This window comes from Cupriavidus sp. F041 (genome assembly GCF_057814235.1).
Window position 1 is genome coordinate 1,131,119 of sequence record NZ_JBVASY010000001.1, and the last position, 19,870, is coordinate 1,150,988.

Consider the following 19,870-nt stretch of genomic DNA (forward strand, 5'->3'; position numbering starts at 1 on the left):
TTCGGCCGCCCATCGCGCTAAGTCCGAACGCGGCTGGAACCGGTGTCAGAAGACGCCTAGCGCAAGACCCGCCGCCAATCCGGCACCGAGTTCGGCACAGCGCGTAAGGTCTTCCGCGCCGATCTCCTTGCGCGCCAGAATGCGTTCGGGCGTCTGTGCATGGGTACAGATGATCAGGCCTGGCGCCACACACTTGAGGCGCCAGCCAGTGGCGATGCGTTCGACCTGACGCAGTGCGTTCTGCCCGTCGCTGCCGGCGCAGATCATGGCCGCGTACGGTCGGCCGTTCACACGGTCAAGTGCCGCGTAGTAGCAGCGATCGAAAAAGTCCTTCATCATCCCCGACATCGCAGCCAGGTTCTCCGGCGTCGCGAACAGATAGCCATCGGCGGCCAGCACATCGTCCGGACCGGTCTCGGCCGCACGCTGCAGCTTGACTGCGACGCCAGACTGCATGCGCGCCGCATCGGCTGCCGTCTCGGCCATCTGCTCTGTTCCCCCGGTCATCGTGTGATAGATGATCAGCAGCGTCTTCATTCACTCCCACTCGCCGTCCGTCGGTACCTTGCCGACTGTATCACGCCACCGTCACAACGACACGCCCCGAACGCTGACCCGACGCGGCAAGCTGCATGGCAGAAATGGTCGATGAAGCGGCGATCGCCGATGCCGCCTTGAGTGACCGTACATGCGCGCTTACCGAACTTTCCTCTGGCATAGCCCCGAGGCCTGCAGTTAGGCCAAAGCGGACATCGGATGGTCATCTTACGAGACTCCTATCGAGGTACATGCTACCGATGCTTCGCACGCTCGAAACAGCCCGAGTCCTTAAATCGCGACGACATTGCTGTTCTTGTTGTACAGCCAGGCCAACACAAGCTGCGAGAGGGTGCAGCCCTGCTCCTCTGCGATCGCGCCCAGCCGATCCGGCGTCTGCGCCCTAATGCGCGCCTGCCGATTTCGATCAATCGAGCGTGATATTTGCCTCCTTGGCAACCCGCTTCCAGACTTCAATCTCGCGGGCGTTGACCGCTGCCTGTTCTTCCCCAGATAGATAGTCAGGGGTAATGCCCCAGTCGAGCATTTTGCCCTTGACGGTGGGGTCCTGGAGCGTATCCCTAAGCGCCGCCGAGATCTTCTCGATGAACGGCTTCGGCACGCCAGCGGGGGCGAACATGGCCCAACCAGTCCACTGATCGAAATCGACCCCCTGTTCCTTGTACGTTGCCACATTCGGGAAGTTCGACGTACGTCGGGTGCACATGGCAAGTGCCTTGATCTTGCCGGTCTTCACTGCCGTGGTTCCCGAGCCGATGTCGAGCCATCCCACCTTCACGACATCGCCCATCATCGCCGTCATGACGGCAGCGCCTCCCTTGAACGGAATGTGATCGAGCTTGATGCCGGTCTTCTGCGCAAGTACCTCCGCACAGAAATGACCAGTCGAGCCCGCCCCCCAGGTACCGAACTGAATGGGCTTGGAACTCTTCTTGGCCAGCTCGATAAACTCCTTGAGGTTGTTTGCAGGAAAATCCGTTGTTGCTACGAGAATAATCGGCGATGTGCCAACCCGCGCCACGGTGGTAAGGCTCTTGATGGGATCGTAGGGCAACTGATGATAGACCGCGGGCGCAAGCGTGGTGGTGGTCATCGTCCCCAGCGCAATCGTATAGCCATCCGGCTTGGCGTGAGCGAGCTGCCCGATCGCGATCGTGCCTGCGGCGCCTGCGATGTTCTCCACCACGAACGACTGCTTGAATCGCTTGCTAAGCTGCTCACCGAGCAGTCGACCGAAAGCATCCGCGCCGCCGCCCGCCGCCGACGGCACGATCAATTTGATGGGACGCGCAGGGTAATCACCGGGAGCCTCGGCCATCGCAGCACTGGCGAACGTCGCACATATGGCCAAGAGGCCCATGCAAAGGGACTTCTTCATGACACTTGTCTCCATTCTTCTTGTACGTGAGGATCGATGATCCGCGCCTTCCGAGCGAGCGCCGATTTCGAGTGCTCTGCCCTGTGGCCCCATGGGAAAGCGCTTCCCAGACTATTGCGAGCTAGTCCCGCGAAAACTCCGCGCCACCCTTTGGACGGATATACCGGGGCACAGGAAGGCCGGCGTTCCGAGCCGCGGCAAGAATGCCTTCTTCGATGGCTCCGGCATCCCGAACGCTCTGGTACTCCCCATCGGAGAAGATGACGTTGGCTCCGTACACCACCATGAAGCCCTCGGCAGGTTCTTTAGCATCCGCCGGCACCGAGAACGTATGCACCGAGCCACCGGGTTCGTAAAGGTAGCTACCAGCAGTTTGAGGGTCATCCGGGTACTCCACATAGTTCCACTGCCCTTTGGTCGTGAAGAAGTGCACGGTGCCGGTGTGGAAGTGCGGCGGCAGCGTCGTGCCAGGTTCGAACTTGCCATACAGCACCCATACGCCGTTCTCGCGATCGAGGAACAAGGGGATGATTGTGGAGCCCGATTCGGATCCCGGAAACTCCTGCGACTCATGGATATTGACCGAAAGCAATCGGTCCTGATGCGTAACAACCTTCGGTAGTGCCATCTCAACCTCCTATGGAATGATCGTTTTCTGGCGAAGTACAGGGCCGAGGCCGATCAGACGCCGGCCTGGCTACAGCATTTGGCGATTGCTTACTCCAGCGTGATGTTTGCTTCGCGCGCTACCCGCTTCCAGACCTCGATATCGCGGGCGTTAGTCGCAGCTTGCTCGTTGCCTGATACGAAGTCCGGCGTAATGCCAAGATCAGCCATCTTGCTGGTCACAGCCGGATCCTTTAGCGTGTCCTGAACCGCGGCGGCGAGCTTGTCTGCAATCGGCCTGGGCAGGCCCGCCGGAGCAAACATGGCCCAACCGGTCCATTGGTCGAAATCGACACCCTGCTCCTTATACGTTGCGACATTGGGAAAGTTCGCACTGCGACGGGTGCACATGGCCAGCGCCTTGACCTTTCCGGACTTGACCGCGGCCGTGCCACTGCCAATGTCCAGCAACCCCACCTTCACGACACCACCGAGCATTGCGGTAACCACCTGGGAGGTCCCCTTGAACGGAATATGGTCGAGCTTGATACCCGTCTTCTGCGCAAGAACCTCAGCACAAAAGTGGCCTGTGGAGCCGAGCCCCCATGTACCGAACTGGATCGGTGTCGGGCTCTTTTTCGCTACCGCCACGAGCTCCTTCAGGTTGTTGGCCGGGAAGTCCTTGGTGGCGACCAGGATGATTGGCGATGTGCCAACGCGAGCGATCGTGGTCAGGTCCTTTATCGGGTCGTATGGCAAGGCTCGGTACACGGCCGGCGCGAGCGTGGTCGTGGTCATCGTGCCAAGGGCGATCGTGTAGCCATCCGGAGTGGCGCGCGCCAGTTGCCCGATTGCAATCGTGCCGCCGGCGCCCGCATTGTTTTCGACCACCAGCGGCTGCTTGAGGCGCCGGCCCATCTGGTCCGCCAGGATTCGGGCAAACACATCGCCACCGCCGCCTGGCGCGGTGGGAACTATCAGGCGGATAGGCTTGCTGGGATACGCCACTTCGCCCTGTGCCTGAACTGCGACGCATAACGTGATCGCAGTGAGCAATGTGAGGGTGCTGAACTTTTTCACTTTTTGTCTCCAACTTGTGGGGCGGTGCACCACTCTTCTCATCTTTCTAAGCGTGGCATCTGCCACGTAAATGGAACACAGTAAAACGTTTCCACTCATTTTGCGACCGCGGGCTTTACGATCAAATGGTGGTAAACCCGCGGGGAATTTGATGCCGGGCGCGCTATGGCACTCCGGTGCTGGCGGCAGGCGCGGAGATCCGGCGCCTCCGCCTTGCTTGCGCTCTGAGCGCTATTGGAGGGGAACTGGAGGTTCAGCCCCCTCCTGACCAACTCTCTCAAGCATTCTGGGTGAGAACGATCTTCCCAAAGTGGGTGTTCTTGCGCATCATTTCGCACGCTTGCGCCACGCGATCGAGTGGCAATCGCACATCGATGGGAAGGCGCAACGCCCCACGCGCGAGTGCAGGCCAGAAGTCCTTGCGCACGCGCTCTGCGATCACTCCAAAGTCCTCGACCGTGCGGGTTCTGAACGTCATGCCGAGATACTGAATCCGGCGCATCGAGTGAAGATCGAAATCAAATGTTCCGCTCTCCCCCGCCATCCTCCCAATATTGACGATCCGTCCTCCGATTGCCACGGCGCGCATGCTGTCATTGATCAGCGGTCCGGCCAGGAAATCTACGAGAAGATCGACACCTCGGCCGTCTGTGAGTTCAAGTACCTTTTTCGCCCAGTCCGGATCGTTGCTATCGAGAGCGACATCGGCACCAAACTCGGCAAGCCGATCGCGCCGCTCCGCCTTGGTCGAGGAGCCGATCACCAGGCTCGCGCCGAAGTGCCTGGCGACCTGAAGACTCATCAGCCCGACACCGGACGATGCACCCAGCACCATGACTGTCTGGCCCGCCTCCAGTTGCGCGGTATGCCGTATCGCCGTGTGCGTCGTCCGTAGCGCGACGGAGAGGCAGGCGGCGGTTTCATAGTCCATATCGGCCGCCGGAAATGGGAAGGCACGCCGCCAATCCGTGACGGCATACTCGGCGAACCCGCCGAGGCCGGAGCACATGACCTTGTCGCCGACTTTGTATGCGGCGACCTCTTCCCCTACCTCGACCACGTCACCAGACCACTCAAGGCCCAATACTGTGCCAGGCCCGCCAGCGGAGCCGTGCGACTTGCCGTCGACAAGCGCCAGGTCTGCGCGATTCAGGGAACTCGCCCGCACTTTCACAAGGACTTCGGTGGCTTTGGGGCGGGGGATATCAAGATCTGTAATGGCCAGTCCGGTCTCATTGCGGATCGCAGCTTTCATACGTGTCTCCTGTCGAAATCGTTCTGGTGCGACGTCGCGTCCGTAGGCTGCGACGTCGCGCGCATTATCATTGTAGAAACGTTTTTACAGTTTGCGCAAGTCTCTGCGAGACAAAAAAACCGCTTCACTTCGAAGCGGCCTTGTTGGGATCCACTGGATCGGGAAAGCCTATGCTGTTGTCTTCTTAAGGCTGGCGACAGCGGGCCCGCAAGACTCTCTCAGAACGAGTTGGGTTGAGATGCCGATCGTCTCCGGCTCGACCTCCGCATCCTTTTCCAGACGCTTGAGCAAGATCTGGGAGAGGACGGTACCGACAACGTCGAGATCCCAGGTCAAAGACGTGATCGATGGGCTAAACAGTTGAGAGAGATCGGTATCACCGATACTGATTACGCTCACATCATCCGGCACAACCCTGCCGGTGTGCCGCAGCGCCTGGAGAACGCCGGACAGGATCCGCGTCCCGAGACAGAGAAATGCGGTGGGAGCATCCGGACCGGACAACAAAGATAGCGCTTCGCTGAAAGCGAAATCCATCGATGACTTCTCCGAACGGATGAGTTTGGGCACGGGCATAAGCCCGCGTTCCTTGTACGCATCCGTGAATCCGGCAATCCGCTCCCGCCCGGGTCGAAGCGCACTACCAGGCGTCAACAACGCGATCCGCGTATGCCCCAGATTCAGCAGATAGCGGGTCGCCTGCATGGCACCGCCATAGTGATCGACATGCACACCGGTTCCAATTGCGGAAAGATCACGATCAAGCGCGATGACGGGCATTTCTTGCGAAAGCTGATCCAGCAACTTTGGGTTCTCTGCCTCACAAGGGGCAAGAATTAGCCCATCCACCCGTCGCCGGCGGAAGAGATCGATCAGGTTCTTCTCGCGCTTGCCATCGTTGTGCGTACTTGCGATCAGCAGCGCGTAGCCTGCGGCCTGCAGAGACGCCTCAATGGAGATGATGATGCGTGCGTAAAGCGGGTTCGATAGATCGGAGACCAATATGCCGATAGCTCCCGACGAGCGCGTCCGCATGCTCTGGGCAATGGCGTCCGGCTCGTACCCCAGGCGGCTCGCTGCCTTGGTGACGGCTGCAATAGCGGCATCGCTCACCCGCCCTGCACGATTGAGCGCGCGTGAAGCCGTACCAATGGAGACGCCCGCTTCCTTTGCCACCTCGCGGATTGTGATACGCGGCTTCATATGGCGAGCGCCGTTGTGAACTGGCTAACCAAAGTGCCCGGGGCCACACGCATGCTCGACCAGCCACCCGACACAGTCTGATGTGACACCTTGCGCGACACAGGTTCAGGCAGTGCGCGGGACTGCAACATCGATTCTCTCCTTTTGCCCTAACCTGCGCCGCGAAGCGGCGGGTTCAGACCGAGTAACGTCTTATGGGAATGCCGAGCATTCTAGCTTACCGAATGACGCGCACTCGTGGAGGCAGAGACCGTCCCATCATGAACCGAGAGCGCCCCTCCCAGTGCGCTCTCGCCCAGGTTGGCAACTATCGCGGGGCGCCGATCAGCCGGATGGGCTCGCCCTTTCCATCCCAGGCAAGGCCAGCACGCCTCACCTCAGCAAAATACTCGGCCTTGCCGCCAGTCATTTCCGATATCTCGAACATCCCGCTAGGCAAATCGGGGTTGACGAAGTACGCAAAGCGCCCCCGCGACCCCATGCGGCCACCATGCCCCTCCACGTAACCGGCCTCCAGAAGCCGTGCGACGATCTCGTCGAAGCGGTCTTCCGTCCAGTACGCGATGTGCTGCGCGCCCTCACCGCTTCGCTTCAATGAGTCCAGGTAGAGCGATGGCGCGTCATCTCGTTGCTGAATCAGCTCAATCTGCAGATCCCCCGAGTTTGCTAGCGCGATAGAGAGCTTGGGCGGCGTCGAATTCTTGCCGTAGTAGCGAAACTCGCTCGTGCCGACGTCTTCCTTGTAGAACCAGGGCCCGACACCTAGCTTCTCCGTCCAGTGCGTCATTGCCTTCTCAATGTCGCTCACGACGTAACCAAGCTGCCGGACCGCGCCAAACAGATAACTCATCGATGTCTCCTTGTCGTCTTGAAAGTGTGCCCTGCCGTGCAGAAACGTTTCTACAATACATCATCCGTCGACCAAACAACAAGGGTAGTGTTTACCATAATTGTTCCAATTTTATAGCAGAACAACAATGCGCTTCAGCAGTGGAAACGTTTCTTCTGTTTGACGAGAACGAGATTCGCAAACTGGAAAGAGACTGCAGAAGAACATACCGGAGACATGAAAATGGCGCAGTTCACGGAGAGAGTAGCCCTGATCACTGGTGGTGCGTCCGGCATTGGCGCTGCCACAACTCGCTTGCTAACCCAGCGGGCGGCAACAGTCGTTATTGCCGACCTACCCAATAGCAACGGCGCCAAGATCGCCCAGGAAATTGGCGGCGAGTTCATGCCGCTCGATGTGACCAGCGAGTCGAATTGGGCGGAGACCGTCCAATCCATTCTGCACCGGCATGGCAGGTTGGATGTGCTCGTCAACGCAGCAGGCATTGTTGGCGACGTCGTCAATGGCACCTTGGCCAAGACGACGCTCGATGACTGGCATCGCGTGCTTTCCGTCAATCTGGACGGGACCTTCTTGGGGTGCCGCGAGGCGATGGCCGCGATGCAGAAAACTGGCGCAGGTTCGATCATCAACCTCGCTTCTGTGGGCGCCTACTACCCGACAACACAAAGTGTCGCGTACGGAGCCAGCAAAGGCGCGGTAACGCAGTTGACCAAGACGGTTGCCCTGACTGGTGCAGAAAATGGCAACAGGATTCGCTGCAACTCCGTACATCCCGGGAAAACGTCGACGCCGATGCTTGAGAGCATCTTCACGCAATACCAACAGCGCCAGGCTGCAGGCGACGTAGACCCCAGGCCGAAAGGACGCCAGATTCCGCTCGGCGACGAGGGACGAGCGGAGGATGTCGCAAATCTGATCGCATTCCTTGCATCGGACGAAGCAGGCTATATCACTGGCGGGGAGTTCACCGTAGATGGCGGGTGGCGGCTGCTCCGCTAAAGGCCAGACACGGCCATGCTGCCCCGCGATCAAGGCAGCAGGCGAAACCCACGCAGTTCAGCACAATTTCTCGCGGCGGCCCGGCTGGAGCCGCCCATATCTATCCAAGAAATATCAGACGGAGAACAAGGATGACCGATACTTTGAGCACCGCGCGCATTCAGACCGTACGCGACCACATGGCACTGGAATGCACCCACGAGTGGGACGCCGTGATCAACACGTTCCAGCACCCCCGGTATGAAATGCATGCTACAGGGGTCGTGTTTGACGGCGAGGAGCAGGTCCGAGGTTACTTCGATTCCTCGCGCATCCCCTTCCCCGACCTTGCCAATGAGATCATCGCCATCGCCGTGGACGATGAGACTGTTCTCGTTGAATTCTGGCTATCTGGTACGCACCTCGGCCCGCTGAAGGCGAACGGCAAAGTCTTTGAACCAACCGGCCGGAAGTTTCGCGTGCGAATGGCAGCGACATTCGAGTTTGCCCCAAACTCGGACAAGATCATCTGCGAGCGGCCCTATTCGGCGGCGGACGCAAAGCTGCGAGCTCTTGGCTTGGTCTGACGAATTGCACCTTTCGTCGGGCGTTGTCCACACTTGCAGTCAGTCGATCTTTCTGGCGCGCCCACGCTCTTCTCGCAGCAGGGCACACCGATGAGAACTGCAGAGCGGGGCTTCTGCGACGCCTCCGCGATCACCGCAAGGCAAGGCACTTGTCGAATGCCCCTTTTCGGCGCACCCTCCAGCGTCCGCTTGTGGAAAGGCCGATGAGGGGTTTTGACTGTTCAGAATATCCCGACTGCAGTGGTCATCAGGTGTCCGCCATGGCCGATGAGTCGACGTTCGACAGGGCAAGCCCGACGGCCGTTGTCGACCCCATTTGAGACGTACCGCCCCGCGACAGGCGACTGGATGGTCACCACAAAGTCGCGTTCGTTCTCCATCCTGATGTCCGGCCGTTCCCTTGGCCACCGGCCATCCGAGACCCACTCGCGAAGTCTCACTTTCTTTGCGAGGTCTTCCTCGCCTTGGGCCTGGCTCGCGGCCGGCAGCAGGAATAGAGCGAGGACCAGCAGGCAGGCAGCGCGAGCAGGTACACGAAAATGGCTCGCTTTGCGGAGGCTCGGGCGGACGCATATTCTGTCCGCAGATCGACTTGCGGCTATCCGCCTTTCGGGAAGAAGGGCTGGCTCGAAGGGCGACTCAGCGATCCGCGCTGCGTGCCAGCGACTCCCGACGAACAACCGACGGTGGCTTCCCGAACCAGCGCTGACAGGCTCGGGTCAGCACGGACTGGTCCGCGAAGTCCAGCAACTGCGCCACCTGCGAAAGGCCGATGTCCGCTTGCGCGAGCAGTTGGCCAGCGAGTTCGCGTCGCGCAGTGTCCTTCAGGATCTCGAAGGTCTGCCCGTCCTCCTGGAGCCGTCGTTGCAGGGTGCGCGGATGCAGGCGCAGCACGCGCGCGACGACCACGAGGTTGACCGGTCCCAGCCTCATCTGGGTGCGCAAGATCTGGAGCACATGGTCGGTCAGCGAAGCCTTTGCCCGCGGCGCCGCCGCGACGAGGTAGCGCTCCACGAAGGCCTGGAGCTGATCGTTCTGTCGGGGAAGCTGTCTGCGCCACGCGACCGATTCCACCAGGATGCCGTCGAACGTTGACCGGAAGCAGGGGACCAGCCCCAAGTGTTCCAGGTACTGGCGCTTGCTGCCCGCTGGCGCGTGGCGGAAGTGAACCTCCGCGGGGCCTACCTCTCCGTCCGACAGTATGCGAACTACCTTGCAGATGTGACTCACTGCGTGCTCGGTTGCCTGGGGCAGCAGCGGCAGGTCCGGCAGCAGAAAGCGCAATTCGACCTGCTCGTGCAACGATCCATGGGCCTCGCGCACCTCAACGGCAATACCCGGCGCATGGTAGTGCATGTGCCGGCCTGCCATCAGAATGCCGTCCCGAACGCTGCGGGCCGACTGGATGGCCAGCCACAGCACCCCCAGAAAGCTGGGGTCTTTCGCATCGGAAAGGCGCAGTCCGAAGTCGTGCAAGCCCAACTCCATGGCGCCGATCTCGATGGCCTGAAGCACGTTTCGATAGGGCAGGTACCGATCCGGGTCGTTGAGCGAGCTTACGTCGAGGCCTGCTTTGGCGAGCAACGCGTGCGGATCTCCGCCGAGCGACTGTACCAGGGACGAGTAACGCTCCAATGCCGCGGCGCGAACGAGGTTGTGGTGAATCGTCATCCACGAAGTGTCGCATGGGATCAAGGAATTGTCACTTAGCATCAAGCCTGTAATCGGGAATGCGCCTATCGTTGGCCTGCATTCAGCGCCACCCACTACCTGAAGGAGACAACGATGCACGGCCACCCAGCCTCAAAAGGCCCGCCCGAGAAAGGACTTGAAATGAGCGCTGGCACGACCGCCGCGCACAAGCCCCTCATCGCCCTGTCGCGGCGTTTCCCCGACGCCTCGCTGGCGATCCTGCGCGAACTCGGCGAGGTCCGTATGCCCGCCGAGCGCGAGGAAGGTGGCGACCTGGCCCCGCTGTTCGAGCATGCCGACTGCGTGCTCGTCATCCCCGGCGATCGCATCGATGCCAAGCTGCTCGCGGCGTGCACGCGGCTGCGGCTCGTCATCACGATCAGCGCGGGCTTCGACCACATCGACCTGCAGGCCTGCACCGCGCGCGGTATCCGGGTGGCCCACACGCCCGGCGCGGTGTGTGCCGCCACTGCCGACATGGCCTTCGGCCTACTGATTGCAGCTTCGCGCCGCATCGTGGAGGCCGACGCTTTCGTGCGTGCCGGCCGCTGGGTCGGACAACTCTCGCCGCTGCCCGGCCAGGACGTTCACCACAGGCGCATGGGCATCATCGGCCTCGGCCGCATCGGCGCGCTGCTGGCCCGGCGCGCCCGGGGCTTTGACATGGACGTGTGCTACCACAGCCGGCGCCGCGTGAGCGAGCAGGAGGAAGCAGCGCTCGGCGTGTGCTGGCTGCCGCTTGACGAGCTGCTCGCCCAAAGCGACGCGGTGATGGTGCAGGTGCCCTATGGACCTGCCACGCACCACCTCGTCGGCACTCGCGAGCTGTCGTTGATGAAAAAGACCGCCGTGCTGGTCAACACCGCACGCGGCGGCGTCGTCGACGACGCCGCCCTGGCCGCCGCCCTGCGCGAGGGCCGCATTGCCGCCGCCGGGCTCGACGTGACCGAGGGGGAGCCGAAGGTGCACCCCGAATTACTGAAGTTACCCAACGTCGTGCTGACACCTCACCTCGGCGCGGCCACGCACGAGACACACCAGCAAATGGCGCGCGAGGCTTTCCAGAACCTGGTTGGCGCGCTGCGCGGCGCGCCGTTGGCCAATTTCCTCAACCCCGAGGCACAGGCGCCGGCTCAATCCTGACTTTTACTGCTCATCAACTATTTGGACCCAGCATGAACATCCCTTCCCTCCAAGCCCACACCAGCCCCGAAGAGTGGCAACTGCGCGTCGAACTCGCCGCGCTCTACCGCGCGACAGCCCTCTACGGCTGGACGGACCTGGTCTTCACCCACATCAGTGCGCGGGTTCCAGGCAGGGACCATCACTTTCTAATCAATCCCTACGGGCTGATGTTCGACGAGATCACCGCGTCGTCGCTGATCAAGGTGGATGCGCAATGCAACAAACTCCACGAGTCGCCGTTCCCGGTCAACCCGGCCGGGTTCACGATCCACAGTTGCATCCACGAAGCGCGCCACGACGTGCAATGCGTGATGCATACGCACACCCGCGCCGGCGTCGCAGTGAGCGCACAGCGCGAAGGCCTGCTGCCGATCTCCCAGCAATCCACGTTGGTGCTGCACAGCCTTGGGTACCACGACTATGAAGGCATTGCGCTGCGCCCCGACGAGCAGCCCAGGCTCCAGGCCGATCTGGGCGACAACAACTATCTCATCCTGCGCAACCACGGCCTGCTGACGGTGGGGGCTAGCGTGGCGGAGACATTCGTGTCCATGTACTTCCTCGAGACCTGCTGCCAGATCCAGATCTCGGCACAGGCCGGCGGCGAGCTGATTCGCGTTGACCCGAACATTCAGCGCAACGTAAAGGAAGTGGTCCGCACGGGAACCTCCGGGCAGGGTGCGCAGATCGCCTGGCCGGCAGTGCTGCGCAAGCTGGACCGGATCGACCCCAGCTACAAGAACTGAGCATTTGCATGGAATGGAAGACAACGATGAGCGCGAACCCCACTCAAAGCCCGCTGAGCCGCTTCACGCGGTTAGACCAAAGCACTCGCGAAGACTGGCAGAGCATCGCCGGCGAGTTCCGCCACCTCGCGGCCGGTCTGCCCGACCGCATCCTGGCCCACCTCAAGTTGCTCGACGGTGACTTCGGCGGCTTTCCGGTGGACCGCTACACCCACTCGCTGCAGACCGCCACGCTGGCCTTGCGCGACGGCCGCGACGAGGAATACGTTGTCTGCGCTCTGCTGCACGACATCGGCGACACGCTGGGCAGCTTCAACCACCCCGACGTGGCCGCGACGTTGCTGCAGCCGTTCGTGAGCGAAGAAAACCACTGGATGGTCAAGCACCACGGCATCTTCCAGGGGCACTTCTTCTTCCACCACCTCGGCATGGACCGCGGCCTGCGCGAGCAGTTCAAGGCCCACCCTTGCTACGAGCGCACCGCGGAGTTCTGCGCCCTGTACGACAACCCCGCGTTCGATCCGCGCGGCGAAACGCTGCCGATCAGCGAGTTCGAGCCAATGGTGCGCCACGTGTTCGCCCGGCCGCGCAACGGTGTCTACAAGGCAGCAATGGACAAAAACCAGGCCGCTCGATAACGCAAGGCCCGGCTACATAACGATAACCAGGAGACACTCATGCAAGAAAGCGCGCTGTCCACGATCGCACTCCCGGTGGCCTTGGCCATCATCATGCTGGGCTTGGGCCTGCACCTGCGCCTTGAGGACTTCAAGCGCATCCTCTTCCAGCCCAAGGCCATCGCCATGGGGCTGCTGGCGCAAGTGCTGTTGCTGCCCGCACTGTGCTTCTTCATCTGCAAGGCCTTCGGCGTTTCGGCCGAACTGTCGGTGGGCCTGATGCTGCTGGCCGCATCGCCAGGCGGCACCACGGCCAACCTGTTCTCGCACCTGTTCAAGGGCGACGTTGCGCTGAACATCTCGCTAACCGCCATCAACAGCGTGCTGGCCATCGTGACGATCCCGACCATCGTCAACTTCGCCCTCAGCCAGTTCATGGGCGGTCAGGCCTACATCCCGCTGCAGTTCCAGAAGACGATGGAAGTCATCGCGCTGGTGCTCGCGCCGGTGGCCATCGGCATGTTCATCCATGCGAAGCTGCCGAGCTTCTCGAAAACGATGGACAAGCCGGTCAAGATCGCGTCGTCGCTGATTCTGGTGCTGCTGATCGTGTCGATCGTGGTGAAGGAATGGGTCGTGATCTCCACCAACTTCCAGATCGTGGGCGCGGCGTGCCTGGTCTTCAACCTGGCGAGCCTGCTGGTCGGCTACCTTATCGGCAAGACCGTCCGCCTGACCGAAGGGCAGAACCGGGCCATCGCGTTCGAGATCGGCATCCACAACGGCGCGCTGGCAATCTACCTGGCGCTGGTCGTGCTCAAGAACGGCACGATGTCGCTCCCGGCCGCGGTCTACAGCCTGTTGATGTATTTCACCGCGGCGGCGTTCGGCTGGTGGGTGGTGCGTAAGGGCGCCGGTAGCGCAGTGGTCGCGAAGTGCGCTTCTCCGGCAAGTCAAAAGTGAAAATCGCACGGCTGTCGGCAAATGACAAAATTCTGACGTGATGTAACAAGGCTGTGGGCGTTATGGGCATGCTTTGGCAACGCGGCAAAGCATCGACCCGGGCCATCACCCAAACAGGAAACTGAAAGCAACATGAAGCAAAAACCGTGGCTCGCCAGCTATGGCGCCATTCCGCACGAGATCAATCCCGACGCCTGCCCATCGCTAGTGGCGCTGTTCGACGAGGGCATGCGCGAACATGCCGCGCGCCCCGCATTTACCTGCCTCGGGCGGACGCTGACCTATCGCGATGTCGATCAGCAGTCGCGGGCACTGGCGGCCTACCTGCAGTCGGAGTTAGGGGTGCGCAAGGGCGACCGCGTCGCCGTGATGTTGCCGAACCTGATCGCGTTCCCGATCGCTCTGATCGCGATCGCGCGGATAGGCGCGATCCAGGTCAACGTCAACCCGCTCTATACGGCGCGCGAACTGGAGCATCAGCTCAGTGATGCCGGGGCGGAGACCATCATCGTGTTCGGTGGCGGTGCGGCCACGGTGGCGGAAGTGATGCCGCGCACGGCGATCCGGCAAGTCATTCTCGTCGGCGCAGCCGGGCAGGGCGGCATCGACGGCGCAGTCGGATTCGAAGCGGCGGTGGCGCAAGGCGCGAACCTGCCGCTGGAGCGTGTGGCAGTGACCGGCGACGACCTGATCTTCCTGCAGTACACGGGTGGAACCACCGGCCTGTCCAAGGGCGCGGCGCTCTCGCACCGCAACCTGATCGCGAACGTCATGCAGTTCAAGGCGATCTCGCCGGGCAACCTTGTCCCGGGTGGCGAAGTCGTGGTGACGGCAATTCCGCTGTACCACATCTTCGCGCTAACGGTGAACTTCCTCACTTGCTTTTCGATCGGCGCCCACAACTGGCTCGTGCCCAATCCGCGCGACATGGATGCCTTCATTGATGTCCTCAAGGCCGCGCGCTGCACGGTCTTTACCGGCGTCAACACGCTGTTTGGCGGCCTGACCCTGCATTCGCGCATCGGCGAGGTCGACTTTTCCGCGCTGCGCCTGGCGGCCGGTGGCGGCTCGGCCATCGTGCCGGCCACGTCCGAGCGCTGGGAGGCGCTGACCGGCGTCTTCATCCGCGAGGGATACGGTTTATCGGAAACCAGCGCGATCGTCAGCTTCAATCCGCCAACCATCAACGCCTTTAACGGCACCACGGGTTTGCCGGTGCCTTCGACGGATGTCCGCCTGCTGCGTGACGACGGCACGGAAGCCGCGGACGGCGAGGCGGGCGAAGTGTGCGTGAAGGGCCCGCAGGTGACGCGTGGCTACTGGAACAAGCCGGCAGAGAATGCCGCTGCCTTTACCAGCGACGGCTACTTCCGCACGGGTGATGTAGGCGTGATCGATGCGGCGGGCTACCTGAAGATCGTCGATCGCAAGAAGGATATGATCATCGTATCGGGGTTCAACGTCTTTCCGAATGAAATCGAGGCGATCGTGAGCGGGTGCGGCGGCGTGGCGGAATGCGCCTGCGTCGGGGTCGTCGACGGCAAGACCGGCGAGGCCGTCAAGATCTACGTGGTGAGGACCGCGAATGCAGCGCTGGATGCCGACACGCTCGCCGCGTACTGTCGCGAGCGGCTGACGGCATACAAGGTGCCGAAGCTGATCGAATTTGTCGACAGCCTGCCCAAGTCCACCGTCGGCAAGGTGTTGCGCCGCGAACTGCGGAACTGACGTCGAGCCGGTGAAGTATCGTCGCAGACTGGAAACCCGTCAGAGGGCCATCCATCTTACCCGGGCACTGATCGCGGAATATGGATATGCGGGAGTCACGCTCGATCACGTCTCTGCGCTCGCTGGCGTGGCCAAGATTAGCCCGGTGTGGGATTTCGGCGGTAACAGCCGTGCGGGAAATCTGGACTGAACGTCTCAATTTCAGGAACAGCCGTTCGTGCCGGCCCGCGCCAACGGCCGAAGTTCGGCCGAAGCGGAAATCCTTCAAGCACCGTCCTTCAGGAAGCAAGCGCCCTGCGGCCCCGAAAACCATCCGCCACGGAGGAGCCATCATGCTACTCGAGCACGAAGCTCCGCACCTGCACCGCCTCCGAATCGAGCCCGATCTGGACATTGAAATCGCCGGGCTCGACGGCATACTCGAGTTTTGCGTTGAAGAACTTCAGTTTCTCCTCATCTATGCTGAAATGCACCACACGCTCTTCACCGGCCTTGAGCATGAGCTTGCGGAAGTCCTTCAACTCCTTCACCGGCCGTACCACGGAGGCGGCGACATCCTGGAGATAAAGCTGGACAACTGTTTCCCCGTCGCGCTGCCCGGTGTTCTTCACGGTCACGCTGGCCTCGATCCGGCCATTGCGCGCCATGGTCCGGCTAGACAGCGTGAAGTCCGACACGCTGAATTCCGTATAACTCAGCCCGTAGCCGAACGGGTACAGCGGGCCGGGCGGCTCCTCGAAGTATTGAGAGGTGTAGTTCCGTGGCTTGCCTTGTACGAATGGGCGTCCGATGCGTGGATGGTTGTAATAGATCGGAATCTGCCCGATCGAACGCGGGAAGGAAATGGGCAGCTTGCCCGACGGGTTGTAATCGCCGAACAGCACGTCGGCGATAGCATGGCCGCCTTCGGTGCCGGCAAACCAGGTCTCGAGCAGTGCATCGGCGTTCTCCTTCTCCCAGTTGAGCGCCAGGGGGCGGCCGTTCATCAGTACCACCACCAGCGGCTTTCCGGTCGTCCTGAGCGTCTTGAGCAGGGTCTCCTGGCTTCCCGGCAGTGAAAGGCTTGTGCGGCTCGACGCCTCGTGCGACATGCCGCGCGACTCGCCCACGGCCACCACGATCACATCGGCACTGCGCGCTGCCTTTACCGCCTCGGCAATCATGTCGCCCGGCGGACGCTTGTCTTGCACAATCTCGGGCTTGTCCCAATTCATCAAGTTCAGATAGCCGACCACGCCGGCATCGTCGGTTACGTTCGCGCCGCGGGCATAGACCACGCGGCCCTTGTCGCCGACTGCGTCGCGCATGCCTTGCAGCAACGTGACCGACTGCCGGGACTTGCCGGCCGCGGACCAGCTTCCCATGATGTCGACGGGCGCATCGGCCAGCGGCCCGATGACCGCGATCGTTCCGGTCTTCTTCAGGGGCAGCGTCCGGCCGCGGTTCTCGAGCAGCACCAGCGACTTGCGCGCGGCGGCGCGTGCCGCCGCCCGGTGCAGGCGGCTCTCCGCGTCGACGTCCGGCGGGTCCTGCGCTGCGACACCGATGCGCCGGTAGGGATCCTGGAACAGGCCCATGTCGTACTTGGCACCCAGTACCTCCCGCACTGCGTCGTCGACCTCACGCACGGACACTTCGCCCGATTTCACGAGCCCGGCCAAGTGCGCCAGGTAAGCCGAGTCGTGCATGCTCATATCGACGCCGGCCTGGATGGAGAGCCTGGCGGCCTCGCGCCCGTCCTTTGCCACGCCATGCAGCGTCAGCTCGTCGATTGCCCCATGGTCGCTCACCGTGATGCCCTTGAACCCCCAAGTCTTGCGCAGCAGGTCCCTCAGCAGCCACTTGTTGGACGTGGCCGGCACGCCGTTGATTGAGTTCAGCGCAATCATGACCCCGCCGGCGCCGGCATCGACGCCGGCCCGGTACGGCGGCAGATAATCCTCGAGCATGCGGTTCGGGCTCATGTCGACCGTGTTGTAGTCGCGCCCGCCTTCCACGGCTCCGTATAGCGCGAAGTGCTTGACAACGGCCATCACGCTGTCGGCATTGGCCAGCGATGCTCCCTGCAACCCCCTGACGCTGGCTTGGGCGCACAGCGAGACAAGATAGGGATCCTCGCCAAATCCTTCGGACGTGCGCCCCCAGCGCGGATCTCGGGAGATGTCGAGCATCGGCGCGAAGGTCATGTCAAGGCCATCCGCGCTGGCTTCAATGGCCGAGACACGTGCACTCTGCGCCACTGTCTCCATGTCCCAGCTCGATGCAAGACCCGGGCTGATCGGGAATACGGTGCGGTGCCCGTGTACCACGTCGTACGCGAAGAAAATGGGAATCTTCAGGCGGCTGTGCGTCACTGCCGCGTCCTGCATAGGCCGGTTGTCCTGTCGCCTCACCGAATTGAACGTGCCGCCTACCCGGCCCGCCGCGATCTCCTTGAGCAACTGGGGCTGCGGCATGTCATCGCCGATGCTGATGAGGCGCAGCTGGCCGACCTTCTCGTCGAGCGTCATCCGTCCCATGAGATCGGCGATGAATGCGTTCTTGTCGTCGGGGGAAACCGACGCGGGACCGGCAAGAACCGGCAAACAGACCAGACTGGCCGACAGGACCAGCGAAGAGAGCATTCTCATCTGATAGTTGTCCAAGTGAAGGATCCAAGCGGCGCGACAGGGTCGCCGCCCCGCTATGGTGCACACCTCCTGTTCTACAGGTATGCGAAGCGAAATACGTTATCTTTCTGCATTGCGTCCGCAGTTTACCGCCACTGCAACCAGCGGCTTTCGCCGCACTTGCGGGGGAGCAGCATTCCTTAACGTGCATTTTCTGGAGAGACTTGTGGTTCTTGCCGCCATCGCCGCGTCGTTACGTACCAAGACGCAAACCGCCTTGCCAGCGCTTATGGCCGCCTGGGCGCTGCTGTGCGGCACCCAGGCTTGCGCGTTCTCCCTGGACGACGTGACACCCCGCGCCAGGACCCTGGCCAACATGCCATATGCCGCACCGGTCAGCAACCTGCCACCCGTGTTCAGTCAGATGCAGTTTGCCGACTACATCAAGATCCAGCCCCGAAGCGACACGATGGAGTGGAAGGACGCGGGCACGCCGTTCCGCCTGGGCTTCTACCACCAAGGCATGCAGTTCAGCAGCCCGGTTCGCATCAACGAGATCGTCGGTGATGCAGTCCACGAGATCAAATACAACCCGGCGCGGTTCAACTTCGGCGACCTGAAGTTCGACAAGTCCGCGACCGGCAAGCTTGGCTATGCCGGCTTTCGGGTGCTCTACCCGATCAACCGCGCCGACAAGCTCGACGAGATCATGAGTGTGCTGGGCGCCAGCTATTTCCGGGTCATCGGCAAGAACCAGGTGTATGGACTGTCCAGTCGTGGCCTGGCCATCGATACCGGGTTGCCCGTAGCCGAGGAGTTTCCGGCCTTCCGCGAGTTCTGGATCGCTCGGCCCGATCCGCAGGACAAGCATCTCGTGTTCTACGCCCTGCTTGACTCGCAGCGCGCCACCGGCGCTTACCGCTTCGATCTCTACCCCGGTGAGGACACGATCCTCAAGGTGGAGGCACGCATCTTTCTGCGTGGGGCCGTCACCAAGCTCGGCGTGGCGCCATTGACCAGCATGTTCCTGTTCGGGCCGAACCAGCAACGCGATCCATATAACTTCCGGCCGGCCCTGCATGACTCCAACGGCCTCGCTATCCACACGGGAAATGGCGAATGGCTGTGGCGGCCGCTGAACAACCCGCGCAACCTCGCCATCAGCACCTTCCTGGTCACGAATCCAAGGGGCTTCGGGCTGCTCCAGCGCGGGCGCGAGTTCTCTGTTTATGAAGATCTGAAGGACCGCTACGACCTGCGCCCGAGCGCCTGGATCGAACCGCAGGGCGACTGGGGAAAGGGCAAGGTCGAGCTCGTGGAAATCCCCTCGCCGGACGAGACCAACGACAACATCGTCGCCTTCTGGACGCCGGACCAGTTGCCGCCCAAGGGCCAGCCGCTGCAGGCGGATTACACGATGCACTGGACCATGAATGAGCGCGCCCTGCTCAACAAGGATCTGGCCTGGGTCAAGCAGACGCTGCGCTCGGCAGGAGAAATCACGCAGGCCAACCTGATCCGCCGTCTCGATGGCAGCACCGGCCTTGTAGTCGATTTCGAGGGCCCCGTGCTCGCTGACCTTCCAGCCGGCACGCAGGTCGGCGCACAGGTCAGCGTGAGCGAGAACGCCGAGCTCCTCGCTAACGTGCTGGAGCCCAATCCTGTCACCAAAGGCTGGCGGCTGAATCTGCGGATCAAAGTCAAGGATCCGCGGAAAGTGGTGGAAATGCGCGCCGCGCTGGTGTCCGGCGACAAGACGCTAAGCGAGACGTGGAGCTACCAACTACCGCCACATTCGGTCGGAGGAAAATAAGCGGAATCGCCACCACGCA

General features: G+C 61.9%; 17 protein-coding genes. 8 read left to right on the forward strand and 9 right to left on the reverse strand.

What is annotated here, in order from left to right; genetic code table 11:
- Positions 1–45 precede the first annotated feature (45 nt).
- The 7 genes from ACZY0R_RS05190 to ACZY0R_RS05220 form a co-directional block, all read right to left on the reverse strand.
- Positions 46–537, reverse strand: a complete 492-nt coding sequence (locus tag ACZY0R_RS05190) for a flavodoxin family protein (protein ID WP_045236969.1) — start codon at positions 535–537, stop codon at positions 46–48.
- Between the two features lie 427 nt (positions 538–964).
- A complete protein-coding gene (locus tag ACZY0R_RS05195) occupies positions 965–1,936 on the reverse strand; it encodes a Bug family tripartite tricarboxylate transporter substrate binding protein (protein ID WP_488857433.1) in 972 nt (323 codons plus the stop codon).
- Between the two features lie 121 nt (positions 1,937–2,057).
- A complete protein-coding gene (locus ACZY0R_RS05200; protein WP_488857434.1) occupies positions 2,058–2,564 on the reverse strand; it encodes a 2,4'-dihydroxyacetophenone dioxygenase family protein in 507 nt (168 codons plus the stop codon).
- An 89-nt stretch (positions 2,565–2,653) separates the two neighbouring features.
- A complete protein-coding gene (locus tag ACZY0R_RS05205; protein WP_045236966.1) occupies positions 2,654–3,622 on the reverse strand; it encodes a Bug family tripartite tricarboxylate transporter substrate binding protein in 969 nt (322 codons plus the stop codon).
- 277 nt (positions 3,623–3,899) lie between these two features.
- Positions 3,900–4,877 carry a quinone oxidoreductase family protein gene (locus ACZY0R_RS05210; protein WP_488857435.1) on the reverse strand — a complete coding sequence of 326 codons (978 nt, stop codon included), beginning with the start codon at positions 4,875–4,877 and terminating at the stop codon, positions 3,900–3,902.
- 168 nt (positions 4,878–5,045) lie between these two features.
- Positions 5,046–6,080 carry a LacI family DNA-binding transcriptional regulator gene (locus tag ACZY0R_RS05215; protein ID WP_488857436.1) on the reverse strand — a complete coding sequence of 345 codons (1,035 nt, stop codon included), beginning with the start codon at positions 6,078–6,080 and terminating at the stop codon, positions 5,046–5,048.
- Between the two features lie 307 nt (positions 6,081–6,387).
- On the reverse strand, positions 6,388–6,930 hold the full coding sequence (locus ACZY0R_RS05220; protein ID WP_488857437.1) for a VOC family protein: 543 nt from the start codon (positions 6,928–6,930) through the stop codon (positions 6,388–6,390).
- A 222-nt stretch (positions 6,931–7,152) separates the two neighbouring features.
- Between ACZY0R_RS05220 and ACZY0R_RS05225 the strand changes: the two genes are divergently transcribed.
- On the forward strand, positions 7,153–7,932 hold the full coding sequence (locus ACZY0R_RS05225) for an SDR family NAD(P)-dependent oxidoreductase (protein WP_488857439.1): 780 nt from the start codon (positions 7,153–7,155) through the stop codon (positions 7,930–7,932).
- A gap of 131 nt (positions 7,933–8,063) precedes the next feature.
- On the forward strand, positions 8,064–8,498 hold the full coding sequence (locus ACZY0R_RS05230) for an ester cyclase (protein WP_488857440.1): 435 nt from the start codon (positions 8,064–8,066) through the stop codon (positions 8,496–8,498).
- 639 nt (positions 8,499–9,137) lie between these two features.
- Here ACZY0R_RS05230 and ACZY0R_RS05235 read toward each other — a convergent pair.
- Positions 9,138–10,169, reverse strand: a complete 1,032-nt coding sequence (locus tag ACZY0R_RS05235) for an AraC family transcriptional regulator ligand-binding domain-containing protein (protein ID WP_488857441.1) — start codon at positions 10,167–10,169, stop codon at positions 9,138–9,140.
- Between the two features lie 114 nt (positions 10,170–10,283).
- On the opposite strand from ACZY0R_RS05235, the gene ACZY0R_RS05240 reads away from it, so the two are divergent.
- The 5 genes from ACZY0R_RS05240 to ACZY0R_RS05260 all read left to right on the forward strand — a co-directional run bounded on the left by ACZY0R_RS05240 (position 10,284) and on the right by ACZY0R_RS05260 (position 15,429).
- Positions 10,284–11,333, forward strand: coding sequence for a 2-hydroxyacid dehydrogenase (locus ACZY0R_RS05240; protein ID WP_488857442.1), 1,050 nt, complete (start codon positions 10,284–10,286; stop codon positions 11,331–11,333).
- 32 nt (positions 11,334–11,365) lie between these two features.
- On the forward strand, positions 11,366–12,121 hold the full coding sequence (locus tag ACZY0R_RS05245) for a class II aldolase/adducin family protein (RefSeq protein ID WP_488857443.1): 756 nt from the start codon (positions 11,366–11,368) through the stop codon (positions 12,119–12,121).
- A gap of 26 nt (positions 12,122–12,147) precedes the next feature.
- Complete coding sequence (locus ACZY0R_RS05250; RefSeq protein ID WP_488857444.1) at positions 12,148–12,759, forward strand: HD domain-containing protein; 612 nt, start codon at positions 12,148–12,150, stop codon at positions 12,757–12,759.
- A 39-nt stretch (positions 12,760–12,798) separates the two neighbouring features.
- A complete protein-coding gene (locus tag ACZY0R_RS05255; RefSeq protein WP_488857446.1) occupies positions 12,799–13,701 on the forward strand; it encodes a bile acid:sodium symporter family protein in 903 nt (300 codons plus the stop codon).
- A gap of 132 nt (positions 13,702–13,833) precedes the next feature.
- Entirely contained in the window at positions 13,834–15,429 is a 1,596-nt protein-coding gene (locus tag ACZY0R_RS05260; protein ID WP_488857447.1) for an AMP-binding protein, read from the forward strand.
- A 335-nt stretch (positions 15,430–15,764) separates the two neighbouring features.
- On the opposite strand, the gene bglX is transcribed toward ACZY0R_RS05260, so the two are convergent.
- Positions 15,765–18,053, reverse strand: a complete 2,289-nt coding sequence (gene bglX, locus ACZY0R_RS05265; RefSeq protein WP_488859509.1) for a beta-glucosidase BglX — start codon at positions 18,051–18,053, stop codon at positions 15,765–15,767.
- A gap of 274 nt (positions 18,054–18,327) precedes the next feature.
- On the opposite strand from bglX, the gene ACZY0R_RS05270 reads away from it, so the two are divergent.
- Positions 18,328–19,851, forward strand: a complete 1,524-nt coding sequence (locus tag ACZY0R_RS05270) for a glucan biosynthesis protein G (RefSeq protein ID WP_488859510.1) — start codon at positions 18,328–18,330, stop codon at positions 19,849–19,851.
- The last annotated feature ends 19 nt before the right edge of the window (positions 19,852–19,870 follow it).

Excerpts from the sequence above, each read along its gene's own strand:
- ACZY0R_RS05220 (WP_488857437.1), bottom strand. The coding sequence starts at position 6,930 with ATGAGTTATCTGTTTGGCGCGGTCCGGCAGCTTGGTTACGTCGTGAGC.
- ACZY0R_RS05270 (WP_488859510.1), top strand. The coding sequence starts at position 18,328 with ATGGCCGCCTGGGCGCTGCTGTGCGGCACCCAGGCTTGCGCGTTCTCC.
- ACZY0R_RS05250 (WP_488857444.1), top strand. The coding sequence starts at position 12,148 with ATGAGCGCGAACCCCACTCAAAGCCCGCTGAGCCGCTTCACGCGGTTA.
- ACZY0R_RS05200 (WP_488857434.1), bottom strand. The coding sequence starts at position 2,564 with ATGGCACTACCGAAGGTTGTTACGCATCAGGACCGATTGCTTTCGGTC.
- ACZY0R_RS05245 (WP_488857443.1), top strand. The coding sequence starts at position 11,366 with ATGAACATCCCTTCCCTCCAAGCCCACACCAGCCCCGAAGAGTGGCAA.
- ACZY0R_RS05215 (WP_488857436.1), bottom strand. The coding sequence starts at position 6,080 with ATGAAGCCGCGTATCACAATCCGCGAGGTGGCAAAGGAAGCGGGCGTC.
- ACZY0R_RS05255 (WP_488857446.1), top strand. The coding sequence starts at position 12,799 with ATGCAAGAAAGCGCGCTGTCCACGATCGCACTCCCGGTGGCCTTGGCC.
- ACZY0R_RS05260 (WP_488857447.1), top strand. The coding sequence starts at position 13,834 with ATGAAGCAAAAACCGTGGCTCGCCAGCTATGGCGCCATTCCGCACGAG.
- ACZY0R_RS05195 (WP_488857433.1), bottom strand. The coding sequence starts at position 1,936 with ATGAAGAAGTCCCTTTGCATGGGCCTCTTGGCCATATGTGCGACGTTC.
- ACZY0R_RS05240 (WP_488857442.1), top strand. The coding sequence starts at position 10,284 with ATGCACGGCCACCCAGCCTCAAAAGGCCCGCCCGAGAAAGGACTTGAA.
- ACZY0R_RS05190 (WP_045236969.1), bottom strand. The coding sequence starts at position 537 with ATGAAGACGCTGCTGATCATCTATCACACGATGACCGGGGGAACAGAG.
- ACZY0R_RS05230 (WP_488857440.1), top strand. The coding sequence starts at position 8,064 with ATGACCGATACTTTGAGCACCGCGCGCATTCAGACCGTACGCGACCAC.
- ACZY0R_RS05210 (WP_488857435.1), bottom strand. The coding sequence starts at position 4,877 with ATGAAAGCTGCGATCCGCAATGAGACCGGACTGGCCATTACAGATCTT.
- ACZY0R_RS05225 (WP_488857439.1), top strand. The coding sequence starts at position 7,153 with ATGGCGCAGTTCACGGAGAGAGTAGCCCTGATCACTGGTGGTGCGTCC.
- bglX (WP_488859509.1), bottom strand. The coding sequence starts at position 18,053 with ATGCTCTCTTCGCTGGTCCTGTCGGCCAGTCTGGTCTGTTTGCCGGTT.
- ACZY0R_RS05235 (WP_488857441.1), bottom strand. The coding sequence starts at position 10,169 with ATGACGATTCACCACAACCTCGTTCGCGCCGCGGCATTGGAGCGTTAC.